This is a genomic window from Fluctibacter corallii, assembly GCF_025751585.1.
GTDB classification, from domain to species: Bacteria; Pseudomonadota; Gammaproteobacteria; order Enterobacterales; family Alteromonadaceae; genus Fluctibacter_A; species Fluctibacter_A corallii.
This window is the reverse complement of sequence record NZ_JAOWKX010000001.1, coordinates 261,562-278,781: the sequence shown is the minus strand read 5'-3', so window position 1 is coordinate 278,781 and position 17,220 is coordinate 261,562. Positions and strand designations below refer to the sequence as shown.

10 protein-coding genes are annotated in these 17,220 nt (G+C 47.3%); 7 read left to right on the top strand and 3 right to left on the bottom strand.

The window, feature by feature from the left end; genetic code table 11:
- Positions 1-16 precede the first annotated feature (16 nt).
- The 6 genes from OE749_RS01255 (at position 17) to ftsZ (ending at position 7,773) form a co-directional block, all read left to right on the top strand.
- Complete coding sequence (locus OE749_RS01255; protein ID WP_263710522.1) at positions 17-1,663, top strand: hypothetical protein; 1,647 nt, start codon at positions 17-19, stop codon at positions 1,661-1,663.
- Between the two features lie 42 nt (positions 1,664-1,705).
- A complete protein-coding gene (locus tag OE749_RS01250; RefSeq protein WP_263710521.1) occupies positions 1,706-3,022 on the top strand; it encodes a hypothetical protein in 1,317 nt (438 codons plus the stop codon).
- A gap of 494 nt (positions 3,023-3,516) precedes the next feature.
- Positions 3,517-4,884, top strand: a complete 1,368-nt coding sequence (locus tag OE749_RS01245; RefSeq protein WP_263710520.1) for a hypothetical protein — start codon at positions 3,517-3,519, stop codon at positions 4,882-4,884.
- Between the two features lie 156 nt (positions 4,885-5,040).
- The gene (locus tag OE749_RS01240; RefSeq protein WP_263710519.1) at positions 5,041-5,523 is read left to right on the top strand and encodes a holin family protein; all 483 of its coding nucleotides are present in this window, start codon (positions 5,041-5,043) and stop codon (positions 5,521-5,523) included.
- Positions 5,520-6,362: an N-acetylmuramoyl-L-alanine amidase gene (locus tag OE749_RS01235; protein ID WP_263710518.1), complete on the top strand. Its 843-nt coding sequence runs from the start codon at positions 5,520-5,522 to the stop codon at positions 6,360-6,362. The genes OE749_RS01240 and OE749_RS01235 overlap by 4 nt, the downstream gene beginning before the upstream one ends.
- A 136-nt stretch (positions 6,363-6,498) precedes the next feature.
- A complete protein-coding gene (ftsZ, locus tag OE749_RS01230; protein WP_263710517.1) occupies positions 6,499-7,773 on the top strand; it encodes a cell division protein FtsZ in 1,275 nt (424 codons plus the stop codon).
- Positions 7,774-7,812: 39 nt separating this feature from the next.
- On the opposite strand, the gene OE749_RS01225 is transcribed toward ftsZ, so the two are convergent.
- From OE749_RS01225 to OE749_RS01215, 3 genes are all read right to left on the bottom strand, one after another.
- On the bottom strand, positions 7,813-11,913 hold the full coding sequence (locus tag OE749_RS01225) for a hybrid sensor histidine kinase/response regulator transcription factor (RefSeq protein WP_263710516.1): 4,101 nt from the start codon (positions 11,911-11,913) through the stop codon (positions 7,813-7,815).
- Between the two features lie 95 nt (positions 11,914-12,008).
- The gene (locus OE749_RS01220; protein WP_263710515.1) at positions 12,009-13,631 is read right to left on the bottom strand and encodes a hypothetical protein; all 1,623 of its coding nucleotides are present in this window, start codon (positions 13,629-13,631) and stop codon (positions 12,009-12,011) included.
- 271 nt (positions 13,632-13,902) lie between these two features.
- On the bottom strand, positions 13,903-14,814 hold the full coding sequence (locus tag OE749_RS01215; RefSeq protein ID WP_263710514.1) for a LysR family transcriptional regulator: 912 nt from the start codon (positions 14,812-14,814) through the stop codon (positions 13,903-13,905).
- A 96-nt stretch (positions 14,815-14,910) separates the two neighbouring features.
- On the opposite strand from OE749_RS01215, the gene metE reads away from it, so the two are divergent.
- On the top strand, positions 14,911-17,208 hold the full coding sequence (gene metE / locus OE749_RS01210) for a 5-methyltetrahydropteroyltriglutamate--homocysteine S-methyltransferase (RefSeq protein WP_263710513.1): 2,298 nt from the start codon (positions 14,911-14,913) through the stop codon (positions 17,206-17,208).
- Positions 17,209-17,220: the final 12 nt, after the last annotated feature.

The window sequence follows — 17,220 nt, the reverse complement described above, 5'->3', positions numbered from 1 at the left end:
CATGGCAAGTATCATCATGAAAAACAAACAACGACAACAAACTCGACACCGTTCAATGGGGTCGTCTGCTGGCCAGTCTCGGCAGCGACGCGCCAGTGTGGTAGAGGCCAAGCGCCCACCATCTGATGCCTTAGCGTCAACTGACGACACAACCCACAATACAACGGCCTCGTCGCAAGCGAGCAGCAGCGCTACTACGGGCGTAACTAGCACGCGTGCATCAGAAACCAATGACACTGACACACAAAACTCACCAGCAGCCTCTACTACAATTACCGACAGTGCAGAATCGAATGGCAATAGCGACAATGGCAATAGCGACAATGGCAGTGACGCGAGCAACAGTGGGCAACAAGCAAACGCACAAACCAACAACATGCAATCGGCAGAGCCTACGTCGGCCTCGTCAGAGGCACAGTCTGACACATCGCCTAGCGAGTCGGGCACATCGGAAACATCAGCTCCAGCACTTGGCGGCGCAGCCGCCCGTATCGCAGCCGAGGCCAGTAAAAACGAGAACCAGCGTGAACAAGAACGCAAACCGACTGGGCTAGAAAAAAAGCTAGGGCTTAAACCCGGTCAAAAACTGAAGCTCAACCTGTTTGGCAAAAATGAAATTAGAGGGCCTGTGTTGGTAGATGGCAAACTGCGTTATCTGCCCACACGGGATCAGCTTGACCCAAGTAACGAACAAGACCGCGCCATTCTCGAAAGTGGCATGTTTGCCAAAGGACGTTTTAACCCAAAAGACCCATACAACGGCAAAGGCTACAATGAATTGGGGCCGGGCGAAGTAAAGGCGTATGCGGCAACTCACTCGAAGGGGAATAATAAAACCATTGATAGCGACACCGACCCTGAGTTTGACGCAGAAAACAGCCGGTTTCTGTATCCCGTTACCGATGAACAAGGTAACACCACGTTTCTTCCCGACTTTACCGACGCAACGGAACCAGAGCGACTCAGCGGCGATTTCGTGACCTTAAAGGCGGTAGACGCTGCATTTCCTGCTAACGACGATACCAATAAAAAGCTTGAAGGCATTTACGACTTGGCAGTAGAAAAGCACCGCTTAAACGAGCAGGCCAAAAAAGAAAAGGAAGATATCGATAAATGGGAAAAAGCTGAGAAAGAAAGAATTGAACGGCAGGCCAAAGAAGATCGTGAAAGAGTAGACAACGACACGCAAGACGCCATCGACGAAGCTGAAAAACAGCATGAGGCAGCCCGCAATAAGCCGCAATCTGGTGAACAAGTATTAGATTCACAAACACCAGACGCACAGGCACCAGAAACTCAGGTAGAGGCCGATACCGACGCGCCTGAAACAAACAGCGAGCCTTCAGCCGAGCTTTCGCCCGAGCTTTCACCCGAGCTTTCACCCGAACCAACCCAAGAACCGGTACAACAGTTGCCAAATGAGGAAAATGGCAGTGAGGGGGATAGTCGCTCTTTACTAGACAGTACCTTAAATGAGAATTCGTCTCAGACAAACTTAAACGGAGTAGGAGAGGACACTGAATCAAGCACACAGCAGGGTTTGACGCAAGTCACATCGCAAAATCAAACACGAAGTAATCAACCTAACGAACCAAATATTAGAACAGGTCAATTCGATAGAAATCGGTCCTCACGAGTGACCAATTTAGAGCTTTCTAAATAACATCCTTTATACATCTTAAATATATCAAACAGGAGTTTCATTATGTCTAACCCAAAACAATTAATACGTGCAACAAGTAGATTGATGAGAGGAAAGCCACACGCCCCATTTTCATACATTCAACAAGAAGGGCGTCCCCTAGGACTAGATGCACGCATAAGTGAGTCGCGACCCTATCAAGGAGAAGGGGGTTACTCTCAAAACCATGATGGTAATCGTAACCATAACTCAGGTGGCGGAGAAGGTTCTGGTGGCTCCGGTGAAAATCAAAAGGGGAATGGATGGAGAACAGCGCGGCGCCTATTTGGTAGAGGCTTAGCAGTAGGCGCAGTAGGAGTTGGGTTAAAAGACCAATATGAACGTTTTAAAATATCTGAATTTCAACAGCCAGAAGTTATAAGTCGCACGCACATGACGCCAGAAGAGCGCCTCAGTACATTTGCTTCTAACGCAGCCTATAGTATCGACGGTGATTTAAGTAAGTCTGAAGACTACAAGAAGCTTAGAGATGAAGGGTATCATCCTCCTTCAGAAGACGCGCTTAAGCAGCTCGCGAATGAACCCGGCATCGAGAGAGTCGACTTTGAAACAGGCGCAGTTTATGGATCAAGAGGAGAGCGATGGTTTGCTCTTGTTAAAGACGAGCCCGACGGTATTAAAGTGATTAGCTCAGTTAGAGGATCTTTAGCGGAAATCAGTCGCGACGCTGCATGGGATTGGGGTAGTGTAAATATCCCTAGTATGTTTAATATAAAAGTTGGCGATCAAACCAATAACCTTACTAACCATACAGAAGCGCTGCTTGGCTCGCTCATTGACGAAAGTGGTGGAAAAAAAATTAGCTGGTTATCAACTGGGCATAGTAAAGGAGGGCAACAGGCTTCTGTTATCGCAACTAATTTACAAATAGGATTTGGAGATCTAGTCGATGCTCGCTCTATTTCTTTACAGTCTGCGTCGGTTAGTCATACTGAAATAAATAATTTAGCACATAAATTCAACATGCCGTCTGATAAGGTATTGGCCGTCCAGCAAAGTATAGGTACTTTAATAAGAGGTAAGAATGAACCATTGTCTTCAATATTTATGAGGAATTTATTCCATCAGCCCGCTGCGGGGGGGGTAATTTATGAATTCCCAGAGACGGAAGAACAAAGGGAAAAATCTTTGGTACTTGATACTCGGGTTAAAAAAATGAGGGATCTGTTTATGCAGTCGCTTAAGGAGTTGCCAGTTGACGAAGCTGACAGACATGAAGATTCTTTTTTAAGTATGCTAACGGCATACGTTCTGAGTCAATTGTCTTACCATAGTTTAGAAGCTCTTTCGGCTTTGGCTGAAAGCCAACATGTTAGATAACAATCGTCAATTATATGTTGCATACTTTCAGGCTGTGAGTCCGATTAAATTTGGTTTTAGAACAGGTCAACAATGAAAAACCGAACGTTATCAACCTTAACCCGTGTGCGGTGGTTGCGACGCAAGTCGATATCTCGTCGGCACTTAGCGCATTTAAATGCGGCGATAAGGGCGCAAGCCCGTGAAGATGACACCGCTTTCATGCAGAATCACCATCTGCACAGCACGTAGCACCCCTCACAATACGGCGTTTAACACACCCATTAACAACGCATAATACAACACTTATTGCCTGATGCACGCAAGGAGCGTTGGGTGTGTTAGCGCCCAGTGTTGGTGCATTTTAAACAACATAAAAAAACGTTTCCATGCTCATTATGTGCGGCCCGAATAAGGCAGTGCGACGAGTAGTAGCGACTCTGTGGGGATATTACACGCCCGCAAAACCCCGAGACCTACGTACACGTAAATCCCTTTTTTAAAGGTATCTTATTATGTCGAAAACTACCCCAACAACGGCGCAGCCTGCTGCGCTGTCTTCTGTCACGGCGTTAAAAGACTGGAAAGTGCCAAAAGACTTACCTCTTAGTACGCCCGGCTCCCCGCGCGGGGAACTAACGACTGCGCGTGACGCAAACACGCCCAGTATGGATAATTTCAGCGCTGACACGCTCAGTGGCGCTAAACAAAGCCATCGGCTTAAGCCAATAGCAGCGCAGGCCGAGGCTTGCCGCAATAATACTAACAAGGACGTTCATAGCATGGAAATGCTTACCCCATCGGCACGCTCGAGTGCCGAGCATGCCCCAATTCATGATTTGCAAACCTACTTTGCACAGGTGACCGCCAAAAAAACCGAATTGGTGTTGCAAAAGTTTATGCAGGCCATGCGCAATAGCCGCCCACTAGGATGGATTTGTGACTTGCCTTACCAAGCCATTCGTTTGCAAGCGGTAAATAGGCGAAATTTAGAAGCGGGTGCACCGGAAAATTCTCTTGCGCCCAATAGCCACACGCCCGATGCGCCAGCGCAACGTATGCCGACGGCTACCAGCGCGGCTCAAAGTACTGAGCATAATAACTCAGAGGGAGAGACCGTATCGCCGCCTTACGTGCAAGTGTTGTTGCGTGCCGACACGGGAAATAGCCAAGCGCCTTGGTTAGCGCTGGGTGCGAAGCAAGACCGCAAGGCCATGCGTACCCTGCTGATGTCTGGCTGGGCAAAGCAGTTAAGCATTGTGATCTACATCGACAGTGACGTGCTGGAATACCATAACCCAGCGGCGGCTGCGATGGTATTGGCGTTTGATGTAGGTACACGCATTGCGCCCTACTGGACGTTACTTGAAAAAGCCCTTATTCGCCACCGATTAACGCCCGACGAAGCCAAAGCATTAATGGCACATTGGTATAAACCCGATAAAACCCGCCTTGAAAATCGCCAATTGCACATGGGCTATTTGAATCGCTGGTGGGGACGTTGGTCGCACCATGCCCGACATACTTCCCCGCCGCAATTTCGTGAATTGGTGGCGTTGATGGAGAAAACCCAATACCAAGGTGCCGATCAGGCATATCTGTGGCAGCAGTACTGCGAATATATGGGCGGCTTTGACCCCGTAAACGGCAAGCTAATTCAAGATGATGCACAGCGACAATTGCAAACGGCCTTTTATACCGCGTACGAAGAATACGCGAAGGGCAATCGCGGTAGCTTTCCGTACGTGGCGAAATATCAGGTATACCGAAACATCGTGTTGGGGGCCGTCATTGCTGGGGCATTGTCTGCCATAACCTTTGCGCGTTGGCCTGAATTAAGTGCCTTTGCAGGTGCTCTTTGGCAATGGGGCTTGTCGCTGTAATGACCCTAGGCGGCGGGGTTGAGCACCATCCATTAACGGATACTCGACTGCTACCGCCATTTACACCCTCAATGACTTACTCACTTTTTCGTGGTTATGCGCCGTTTTGTTTAAGCCGTGCAAACCCAACGCACACTTATGTAGGACAAACATATTATGGGATTACTGACTGATATTTTTAGTACCGGAACGTCTAGCTTGATTTCAAGCGTGGCGAAAGTGGCCGATCAATTTATTACTACCGACGAAGAGCGAAACGCTTTTAAGGTTCAAATGGCTGCGCTTATTCAAAAGCGCGAGTCGGAAATTGAACAAACCTTGCGGTCTGAGCAACGGGCGAAACAAGCGATACTCAGCGCTGAGCTAAACCAAGATGACAAATTTACTAAGCGCGCTCGCCCAATGTTGGTGTATTTTGGTTTGTTAATGATTGCTACCAACTACATGGTCTTTCCGATTTTATCGCGTTTTCTGGATGTTAGTTCTACGCCGCTACCATCACTACCCATGGAGTTTTGGGCGGGGTGGTCGGGCATTGTGGCAACATGGTGCATTGGCCGTTCGGCAGAAAAAATCGGCGCGACCAACAAAGTGACGCGGCTGGTAACAGGGAAAAAATCGTCGGAGGTAGTGGGATGATCAGCGCCCATAAATTGCTAGATATTCCGTTTCATGCCTCGCCTAATGTAGGCGGTGTTATGCAAGCAAGCCCGTCGGCGGTGGTGATTCATTATACGGGCAACGAGTCGCTCAGCGGCACGGTCAATTGGTTGTGCGATCCCCAAGCGCGTGCCTCAGCACACGTTGTAATTGGTGAGCAGGGTGAGTTGGTGCAATTAGTGCCATTTAACCATGTTGCTTGGCATGCAGGAAAAAGCCAGTTTCAAGGTCGCAGCAATTTTAATCGTTTTTCTATTGGTATTGAATTGGTTAATCCGGGCAAATTGACGCGCGTCGGCGAGCAATACTGTGCGTGGTTTGGTAAGGCATACCCCAAAAGCCGCGTGGTGCGGGCTAAGCATCAACATGCCAGCGAAACCGGCTATTGGTGTGCATACACCGAAGCACAAATTACCGCGTTAACACGGCTGATTTTATTGCTGAAAAACCATTACCCGATACAGCAAATTGTGGGACACGATGACATTTCACCGGGCAGAAAGTGCGATCCTGGCCCTGCGTTTCCGCTCAATGCATTGCGACGTCAGGTGCTACACATAGACCGCCACACCGCTGACCACGAAGACACCTGTGAGCAAGAAAAAGACGGCGAAGTGATTGCCTCACAGCTTAATATACGTGACAGCATAAATGGCAAAGAACGCCGAGGCCCCTTACAGCATGGTCAAAAGCTGGTTGTGCTGGAAGAAGAAGCCGGCTGGTACAAAGTGCAAGTTCAAGAAACGGGCTGGGTGAAAAAAGAATTTGTGTCGATACGCGACCCCCAGCCTGAAAAAGATATGCAATGGTTGGCTTGACGGCGGCAATACACACGACCACGCACCACGAAATAACACGTTATGCAATCATCTTGGTAGCCTGTTTTTGCAACAGAAAATAAAACGCTGACAAGATCGGATTACACACCCATTACACACGAAAAAGGTAACCACTATGCAATTTGACGCCGACTCCCACAGTCACGCGGTGGCTGATCGCGCGAAACACGGTGCCATCATAAAAGTTTTTGGCATTGGCGGTTGTGGCGGTAACGCCGTGAACCATATGGTAAATCATCATGTTGATGGTATTGAATTTATTGGCCTGAATACCGACGCCCAAGCATTGGCCGATGTATTGGCACATCACACGATTCAATTGGGTGGCCAGCTCACCCGAGGGCTAGGTGCAGGGGCAAACCCAGAGGTTGGACGCCAAGCCGCGATTGAAGATCGCGAAACCCTAAGAAGTTTGCTGGTAGACACCGATTTGGTGTTTATTATGGCGGGCATGGGCGGCGGTACAGGAACGGGCGCATCGCCAGTGGTGGCTGAAATAGCCCGCGAAATGGGAATTTTAACCGTTGCGGTGGTAACACGTCCGTTTCCCTTTGAAGGCCACAAACGGTTGGCTATTGCAGAGCAGGGCATTCAAGCCTTGCAGAAGCAGGTAGACTCATTAATTGTGATTCCCAACGACAAGCTGCTGGCGGTACTAGGTAAATCAACCTCGTTATTAGATGCATTTAAAGCGGCGAACGATGTGTTATTGGGCGCAGTAAAAGGCATTGCCGATCTAATTACATGCCCTGGTATTATCAACGTAGACTTTGCTGATGTGCGCACCGTTATGGCCAACCGCGGTATCGCGATAATGGGCACTGCCAGTGCGCAAGGGGAAAATCGCGCGAAAGAGGCCACCGAACGCGCTATTCGTAGCCCGCTGATGGAAGACGCTGATTTTCATGGTGCAAAGAGTATTTTAGTGAACATTACCGCGGGGTTAGATTTTAGTTTGGGGGAGTTTTCTGATGTTGGCAGTGCCGTTGAGCAGTTTGCCTCTGATGCCGCCATGATTGTGGTCGGCACGGTAATTGATACCAATTTGTCAGATGAAATTCGCGTGACCTTAGTGGCAACTGGGTTAGGTGATGACAAAACACGGGGTGCGCATCGGTTTGATGCACAATTTACGCACGTATCGCCTGCTATTGTTCGAAGCACACCCGATTCGGTGTCTTCGTCGGTACAGGCGCAAGCATTGTCGCCAACAGATACCGCAACGCTGGAACATAGCGACGAGCGCGCAAACCCACTGAATTCATCGGAGTCTGCGCCCGCCAGCAACAGTATGTCTGATACAGCACGGGTACTTGAATCACTGAGCGAAAAAGAGCTGGATGTGCCCACGTTTTTACGCCGAGGGCCAGATTATTATTCGTCGCCTTAACTAACCATGAGAGATGCCGTTGCTATGAATATACTGTGCTTAACGGGTGTCTGACTTTTTTTCTTGAGATGGCGTAATGCCATATTTCTTTTTGTATTGGCGCGCAAAATAATTTGCAGAGCCAAATCCTACGTCATCGGCGACTTGATTGACGCGATGGCCTTGTTGCAGCAACGCTTTGCCTTTGGCTAAACGGTGTTCGTTAATAAACTCCGACGGGGATATGCCCAAAATAGCTTGAAATTTTCTGGCGAGTTGGCGTTCGCTTAGATGCGCAGCCTCCACTAAATCTTGGACGCCAAATTCCGGATCCTGATATCGCTTTTCTAGAGCATTACGGCAATTTTCAATGGCTTTGACCGAGTATATGTCTGCGCTTTCATGTTGCTCGGATAGCTCAGAAGACGCGGCGCTAGGTAACGCTTGGTAATGCGAACGTACACGCTGTTGGTGATTTAATGAGGCTGCAATTACCGCCAATAACTCTTCAAGGTGATAGGGTTTAGCAATATAGCCATCTGCTTGATAGTGAAAGCCTTGAATACGCGAGGCTGCATCAGATTTAGCTGTTAGCAAAATAACGGGAATGTGGCTGGTGGCAGAATGGTTTTTAATGCTATCGAGCAGTTGAAAGCCATCCATATGCGGCATATTAATGTCTGACACGATAATGGCTGGCACCTCTAATTGTGCTTGCTTCATACCGATTAACCCATTGTCAGCGGTGCTTACTTGGTAATACGGCGAAAGTTGCTCGAACAGCAAAGCTTGTAGTTCGGCGTTATCTTCCACAAGAAGCAGTGTTGGCTTGTCTGAGGAGGAATTTGCGGGTAAATCACGGGCTGTTGACGATGCTGGATTATCCATAGACGGTAAACGAGTAGGTCGCTGAGACGACAACTGATCTGCCTGCGCATCTTCGCCCAGTAAGCTAGGGTGTGCTGTATCTGAAGCCTGTGGCGACACAGTATCGGGTTGGTGTATCGGGGTAAATCCACAGGCAATTGGAAATGTAACCGTAAAACACGTTCCTTTACCTTGTTCGCTTTTTACGTCTACAGTCCCGTTGTGGGCTTTGACAACGTCGCTCACTAACGACAATCCAATCCCTGAGCCCGGCTGCTCGGCCATGTCGTCTACCCGATAAAAACGTTCAAAAATTTTTGCATGATGGGATGGATGAATACCAGGGCCGTTGTCTGTGACTGTAAGCTGACACTGTCTAGGCGAAATCTGACTCAGCGATACTGCTATTTGCCCGTTTTCAGGGGTGTATTTAATGGCATTGTTGATCAGGTTGGTGAGCATTTTTTCAATTGCTTTTGGCAGGCAATGCAGGTACATCCCCGATGTGATCTGCGTGCTCAGGGTTTGTTTTTTCAGCTTGGCATATTCATTTAAATTTTCGCAAATGTCTTTGCACAGGTGCGAAAAGCAGATAGTTGATTTTTCGGCAGCTTGAACCCCACCGACGGCGCGCCCCATTTCAATCACATCGTCAACCATAATGGCAAGGCGTTTGGCTACGCTTTCTATCGCCTCAAAGGCGACTTTATCTCTGTCTGTTTGGCTTTTATTTAACCGATCTCTGGCTCTTCCAAGTATGACTGCCAAGGGCGTTCTGAATTCGTGAGAAATATTGTCAAATTCTTTGGTTTTGTCTTTTAACAGCTGCTCTACTTGAAATTTTTGTTCTACCACTTCTTGTGTGCGCTGGGCAACGCTTTGCTCCAACTGGACATTGCGTGCACGTAGGCTGCGTATTCGAAGTGCATACCACCCGTAGCCAAGGGTAATAATTACAACGGCGTAGAGGGTGATGGCCCACCATGTAAGCCACAGTGGTGGATGTACCGTAATATGTATCGTCTGTTCGTCGCTCCATACACCATGGCGATTGCTTGCTTTTACTTTGAACTGGTATTCACCTGCATCTAAGTTGGTGTAGGTGGCAAAGCGATGTTTTGCCGTGGTAGTGCGCCAATCATCGTCAAATCCGTGCATCATGTAGTGATACTGGAGTTTGTCGGGGGCATTAAAATCCATCGCGGCAAATTCGAAACCAATCACATTTTGTGCGTGTTGGAGCGTAATTGCGTTTGATTGTCTGTGATATAAGGACGGCGCAGGCTGGTTAAACAGCAAGAACTCCTCCACCACAATGTCTGGCTTGACGGTATTGGGCTGAATATCTTTTGGCGAAAATGCATTGAACCCATGTGAGCCGACAAAATATAGGGTGTCAGAATGAGATGAGTAGTCACTTCCTACGTTAAATTCGTTGGCTTGAAGGCCATCTTCTTCAGCATATCGCTCGACTTCAAGCGTATTAGGATTAAAGCGAGCAAGTCCCCTATTGGTGGCAAGCCACAGGTCGCCGCGTTTATCAATTTCTACCGCGTACACAGTATTGTTGGGTAAGCCATCGGCGGTGGTAAACGTGGTGACTGCGTAGGTGGCCTTGTTAAATTTAACGAGCCCTTCGCCCTTTGTGCCCATCCATAACACGCCGTTGTTGTCGTCTTTAATTGAAAATATTTTGTTTGGTGTGCCTTTGTTACCCCGAGAGCGTGTTCCAAAGTTTTCGAACTGCAACGAGGCTAAATGTAGGCGATCTAGTCCTGCTGTTTCGGTGGCTATCCATAGATATTCGCTATCAAGTGCTAAGTCGAGAACGTACTGACTGCTAACACTGTTGGTATCATTTGGGGTGTGAAGGTAGTTTGTAAATAATGCGGTGTCAGGATCGTAAAAGCTGAGCCCTGCGCCATCTGTCGCGAGCCAAAACTTCCCGTCTTGTGTTTCAACCATGGCACGTGTTGCACTGGTACTAATCGCCCCTGTTTGCTGTATGCCGTTGGGATCAGGGTAGAATCGCTGTGTTTTGCCTGTGGTTGGATCCAGCCGATTCAATGCATCACGAACAGTGCCAAACCATATGTAGCCTTGGCTGTCCTCGTATAACGACGTTGGGGCAATTAAGTGGCTGCTGATACTGCTACTATCGTCAGGATCGTGGGTAAATTGTTTGCAGTTATGGCTATTCATTGATATCGCGTGTAAGCCAGCACCATATGCGGCAATCCACAGCGTGTCTGTTGATGCAACAAGCACGTTATAAAGTTGATTATTGCTTAAGCAATGAGACATTGCAGGGGTGGCGTACCGAAGCCCAAACGCCAAGCTATTAAGCGATAGTGTGTTGACTCCTTCATTCGATGTGCCAATCCATAAGTTGTCGTTATCGTCTTCAAACACGGTGGTAACGTCATCACTGCTTAATGAATTCGGTGCGGAATTGCTGTGGGTAAACGTAGTGAAGGTCTCTGTTTGCAAATCGAGCTGGCTGAGCCCTCGGCTTGTTCCGATCCACAATCTCCCAGTGCTATCAAGCTGGAGCGCATTAACCGTATTAGATGGCAGGCTGTATGGGTCACCATTGCGATGAAAATAGGTTTTTATGATTTTCCCCGAGCGCGAAAGCAAATATAACCCATTTGCTGTTCCGATTAGCAACTTATCGTCGCCAACGTATGCGATGTCGTTAATAATATTAGACAGAGAATCATGCACCGTATAGAAGACGCGGTTGAGTGAGCGGGTGTGTTCGTTCAGCTTAAATAGCCCCTTGGACGTAGCAAGCCAAATATTACCGATAGCGTCTTTCCTTACCCGTCTAATATCGCTTAATGGCTGTGTGGGAGAGTTGCCTTGCGTCGATAAAAATGGGACTAACGTTTTATCGCGCAAATTAAGGAGGTAAAGACCTTGCATTCTTGTTGTGACCAATACGGTTTGCTGTGTCCATTGCGCCAATGACACAACGTTATATTGGCGGGTTTCAAGCAAGGTGTGTATCTGCTGCGTATGAAAGTCGTAATAAGATAGCCCAGTCTGTGTGCCAATCCACACCATGTTGTCATGATCTACATATAAGGCGTGAATCGTATTACTAGCCAACGAGTCAGGCTGTTTGGGTTGGTGATGAAACTGCTCAATGTCGTAGCCGTTAAATCGGTTAAGGCCGTCATTTGTGCCAATCCAAAGGTATCCCTGTTTGTCTTGCATAACCGCATTAATGGTATTTTGAGACAACCCATTTGCCACACTGACACGGCTAAAGTGCGGGTGTGCAGGCATAGCAGTCACCTTTATTAATAGGCTGGCGACCGCTAAAACTGTAAGTAAAATTACTTGCAACACTGCGCGCAAAAAAGAACTACCTGTGTGCTTGTTTAATCAGCTCTAAGTTTTAAATTGGCGGGCTGATTGCCTCCCGATGTAACCGCTCGCGGACCTTCTCCACTATCATCACACCCTTTTGAGCCGCTCGGACATTCACAAATTAATGTTTTAACGCCGGCTGGAAAGCTATAGTGTTGGAACCCTAATAGTCCCGACTCTTTACATACATCCTTGCCGTTGACGTCAAACCCTGGTGTACCATTTAACGGTGCACAGTGGTCGTACACACTGGGCTGGAATAAAGCAGACTTAATAAACTCTTCGTTAGTACCGCATAATTTTGTTTGAACGAGCTTGGTTGCCTCTGGAATAGCTTGTTTTTCGTCTGAACAAACGAGGAGTTTTGCGCCTGATGCGTGGGTAAGGTAACGTTCAAACCTTCCTTCTCCGGCTTTTTCACACACATCTTTATCGTTAGCGATATCAAACCCTGGATCCCCGCCTTTTAGTGCGCAGTGATTGCCTACACTTGGGCTTACTATAAGCTCAGCGTAAGGTGGGCATTCAGTGATTTCACCTAAATCATTGCGCTTAGGTTGCAGTTCGTTGGTGCACAGAGCAACGCGTTCACCCCGAGAATACACGTATGCGCCTTCGATTTCAGGTGACACCGAAGCGGGCGCTTTAGCCCTTTTAAATGACAGTGGGCCAGGACGACGTGGAATACGCTGAATATATTCTTTAAATTCGCCAAACCCGTCACACACGTCATTGCCCATCACGTCTTTTCCAAGTTCACCCCATATATAAGCACAATGGTCGGGGGCGCTTTGGCCTTTTACTCGCTCAGAACCTAACGGGCAAGCTTCAATCGTGCCTAATGCAGAATAAACCGGTAGGGTACGCTCTTCACAGATAAGTGTTGGGGTAGGTGCTGCTTGAAGCGGGTCGGTATAAACGCGTTTTATAGCTAAGAAATCACCTTTGCCTGAAGCAGCGCACATATCAACACCATAATGGTCGAACGCCGTATTCGAGCCTTCATTGATACAGAAATTTGTTGTGTTACTGCCAATTAAAAGCTCGGTGCCTACCGGGCAATCCGCTACTTTCTTGACTCTATTACTTGGCGCACATAACGACATGGGCGCGGTATATGTTTCGCCATCGACAACTTGGTTAACACCGTCATCAATAGGATTAATGTCGCAATGACCAGCCGTACCACTCAGTGAAAACGCATCAGCTAACAGCGCGTGACCTGTGGCAGGTAGCATTGCACAATATTTACTGGGGTTAGCTGAGACCTCTGCTTTAGTTATGTGCTCGTAACCACTTGGACACATGTCTCCCTCAAGTGCGATTTCGTGAGCTGGTTCACAAATCGCATGACCTAATGTGCGTGAGTCATTTTCTACCACTTCACACTGATATCCTGAGCCACTGATTGAGTGATTGTCTGACAGGCGTGCGATATCCCAGTCATTCATATGAACATCACAAATTGCTTCACGTTGCGCTTGAGTTTTAGGCACGGGGGCCAGAGTATAGCCTGCTGGGCAGGTTTCCTGATCTGCGTAGAGGTAAGACTTTGCCGAAATGGTGGCTAAGGCCTGACTAGCGTTGAGTATGAAGCAAATAAAGAGCACTGATATTGGTGTTGTTAGGTTCATTGGTGTACTTCCTTAATAACATGAACGAGGGTTACCTAATGAAGGTATGCCGTTATATATTTCCTTCTTTAGGTAGGCGGTTATCACATACTTTTGCTAAGGGCATAGTCTATAGAACAGAACGATAAGTGTCAGGTAAAATTGGAAGTTTGGTAAATTATATTTTTACTGTGTAAGGCGGTAATTAGGCGTGAGGGATTGGATATTGCATTTATCTATTTCTGTAATAGTTTGTATTGATGTAGGCGTATCTAATACGCTGGCGTTTTTATTATGAAACAGTTTGTGAAAATGCATGCTTTGCAACTTTCACCGCAACGTGTTTGAATGCTTCAATGTAATTAGGCGAGGCTTCATTTGTTCGCGTGCCTAAATACATGGTTTTTCTCATCGCTGTTTGCCCAAGTTGAATCGCGCTGAGTGAATAATCTGACTGATACTCTTCTACCAGCCAGCGCGGCAGTGCGCTAATTCCTCGATTTGCATGAATAAGTGCAAGCATAATCTCGGTAGCCTCTATGATTTTATGCTTACCAACGTTGACTCCTGCGGGGGTGAGAAATCGTGAAAAAATATCAAGTCGTGATGGTTCAACTGGGTAGGTTAGTAATGTTTCTTGAGCTAATTGCTCTGGGGTAACAAAAGCAGCTTTGGCCAGAGAATGCTGGGGAGATACGACAAGCACATGCTCATAATCCATAATGGGTAAATAATCAACAGACGGCATGTACAACGGATCGGGAGTGACAAGTACGTCAATTTCGTACCCCAACAATGCTTTCATTCCACCAAACTGAAAAGCCTGTTTAACGTCTACTTCAACATGAGGGTGCTGCTCGATAAAGGGCGCGACGACTTTAAGAAGCCATTTGTAACACGGGTGGCATTCCATGCCTATTCTCAGTAACCCTTGTTGCCCATTTGCTATCAATGACGCGACCGCTTCTGCATGTTCAAATTGAGGCAGCACCCTTTGGCCGAGATTGAGTAATAGCTCTCCTGAAGCGGTGAGCCTTAAGTTTCTGCCGTCTTTTTGCCATATTGGCGTGCCTAACTGGTTTTCCAATTTTCTAATGGCGTGGCTAAGTGCTGATTGTGTGAGATGAAGCGCCATCGCAGCTTCGGTTAACGTGCCGAATTCCTGTACCGCGCTGATTATACGTAGATGGTGTCGTTCAATCATATATGATTAAAATTCATGGTTTTATGAAAATATACCAATATATTTAATAAAAGGCATCAGGCAACCTACGTCTATTCACTCAAAATGGACGGATAGATGGCTAAAATACATAATTTAGGGTTCCCGCGTATCGGGGCTAACCGCGAGCTAAAATTTGCGCTTGAACACTATTGGCAACATGGTGACAGTGAAACGTCTCAGCGACATCTACACGCAACGGCACGAGAGATTCGCCAAGGTAATCTAGAGATTCAGTCTGCCCTGGATTGGGTGCCTGTTGGCGACTTTTCTCTCTATGACCATGTGTTGGACACCTCATTTATGTTAGGAAATATCCCAACGTCAGTGGAAAAAGTGGCAAGTGAATATGCCTTAACGGCGTTGGATGCGTATTTTCTTGCGGCCAGAGGACAAACTGCGCATGCTGAATGTGGATGCCAGACACAAGCGGGTGAAATGACGAAGTGGTTTGACACAAACTATCATTACATTGTGCCTCAGGTGGATGCTGATACGTCGTTTGCGCTAAACCCGTCGCGCATAAACCGAGACATCAATGAGGCAAGAAGCGTGGGAGCAGAAGTAAAGCCGGTGATCCTCGGGCCGGTCACCTATTTGTATTTAGCAAAAGGGGCTGACGACACCACGAAGTTGACTTTACTTCCTAAGCTTTTGCCTATTTACGCTCAGCTGCTGGCTAACTTTTACAGGCATGGCGTCGAGTGGGTTCAAGTCGATGAGCCCGTATTAGCGTTAGATTTAAATCGCGAATGGCAAACTGCGTTGCAGTATGCTTACGATTATCTCTCGACATCGAACATCAAGCTACTGCTAACCAGTTATTTTTCGGACTATGGTGCAAACCTTTCTATCGTATCAGCCCTTCCTGTTGCGGGGATTCATGTGCCTGTTATAGATAGCTGGCATGAGGTAAACGCCATAGCAAGTACATTAAAGGCGAGCCAAGTGCTGTCTGTTGGTGTAATTGATGGTCGAAATATCTGGAAAGCAAGGCTGAATCAGTGTTTAGAACAATTGATACCGCTGCATCAGCAATTAGGAGATAGGTTGTGGCTGGCACCGTCGTGTTCGTTGTTGCATGTACCGATTGACGTTGAACTTGAAACCCATATTCCAAGTGGATTAAAAGACAGACTGTCTTTTGCTAAGCAAAAGTTGCAAGAATTGGTTTACTTGAAAAACGCATTAAATGAAGGGCGCGACAGTATTTCGACCGAGTTAGGCCAAAACAGTGCTTCTCAAGGTTATGAAAAAGCGCAATCGAACCACGCAACTCAATTGCGAGATTCATCGCTTCATTCCAGTTTATTCAAGAGGCAGTCTACGTTTAGTCAACGAAAATTGACGCAGGCATCGGCGTTATCCTTGCCCCTGTTTCCTACGACCACCATTGGCTCGTACCCACAAACCTCGGATATCCGCCTTACAAGAGCAAAGTTTAAACGCAATGAAATAAGTGAGCATGAATATATTTTAAGGATGCAAGATGAAATCGCACATGTCATTGATGTGCAAGAGCAACTTGGCCTTGATGTGTTGGTACATGGTGAACCTGAGCGCAACGACATGGTGGAGTATTTTGGGGAACATTTAGAAGGTATCGCCGTGAGCCAGTTTGCGTGGGTGCAGTCTTATGGTTCTCGGTGTGTTAAGCCGCCGATTATCTATGCCGATGTTCACCGCCCAAAACCTATCACTGTTGCTTGGAGCCAGTACGCACAATCCCTCACCGCCAAACCTGTTAAAGGCATGCTAACTGGGCCGGTTACCATTTTGAATTGGTCTTTCGTGCGAGATGACTTACCGAGAAATAAGGTTTGTGAACAAATCGCTTTGGCGATTCGAGAGGAAGTTAACGATTTAGAAGCGGCTAATATCAGAATTATTCAAATTGATGAGGCGGCGCTACGAGAGAGACTACCGTTAAAAAAGCATGAGCAGCGTTACTATATGCAGTGGGCTGTAGACTGCTTCTTACTTGCCAGCAGCGGGGTAAAAGATGAAACTCAAATTCATACTCATATGTGCTATTCCTCTTTCGGTGAAATTATGGAAGATGTTGCTCGTATGGATGCCGATGTCATTACGATCGAAACGGCACGCTCAAATATGACGTTACTTGACGTGTTTGATACTTATGCTTACCCCAATGACATAGGCCCTGGGGTATACGATATCCATTCTCCTAATAAGGTAGAGACGCACGATATGCTCGACAGGCTTAATCACGCTTGTTCGCGCATTCCAGCAGATCAATTATGGGTGAATCCAGATTGCGGTTTAAAAACACGGGGGTGGGATGAAGTTAAAGTGAATTTGCGCCACATGGTCGCAGCTGCGAAGAAAGCAAGGGTAGTGGCATCAGAACATTGAGGTGAGTTTGCT

Excerpts from the sequence above, each read along its gene's own strand:
- OE749_RS01225 (WP_263710516.1), bottom strand. The coding sequence starts at position 11,913 with ATGCCTGCACACCCGCACTTTAGCCGTGTCAGTGTGGCAAATGGGTTG.
- OE749_RS01245 (WP_263710520.1), top strand. The coding sequence starts at position 3,517 with ATGTCGAAAACTACCCCAACAACGGCGCAGCCTGCTGCGCTGTCTTCT.
- metE (WP_263710513.1), top strand. The coding sequence starts at position 14,911 with ATGGCTAAAATACATAATTTAGGGTTCCCGCGTATCGGGGCTAACCGC.
- OE749_RS01235 (WP_263710518.1), top strand. The coding sequence starts at position 5,520 with ATGATCAGCGCCCATAAATTGCTAGATATTCCGTTTCATGCCTCGCCT.
- OE749_RS01255 (WP_263710522.1), top strand. The coding sequence starts at position 17 with ATGAAAAACAAACAACGACAACAAACTCGACACCGTTCAATGGGGTCG.
- ftsZ (WP_263710517.1), top strand. The coding sequence starts at position 6,499 with ATGCAATTTGACGCCGACTCCCACAGTCACGCGGTGGCTGATCGCGCG.
- OE749_RS01220 (WP_263710515.1), bottom strand. The coding sequence starts at position 13,631 with ATGAACCTAACAACACCAATATCAGTGCTCTTTATTTGCTTCATACTC.
- OE749_RS01215 (WP_263710514.1), bottom strand. The coding sequence starts at position 14,814 with ATGATTGAACGACACCATCTACGTATAATCAGCGCGGTACAGGAATTC.
- OE749_RS01240 (WP_263710519.1), top strand. The coding sequence starts at position 5,041 with ATGGGATTACTGACTGATATTTTTAGTACCGGAACGTCTAGCTTGATT.
- OE749_RS01250 (WP_263710521.1), top strand. The coding sequence starts at position 1,706 with ATGTCTAACCCAAAACAATTAATACGTGCAACAAGTAGATTGATGAGA.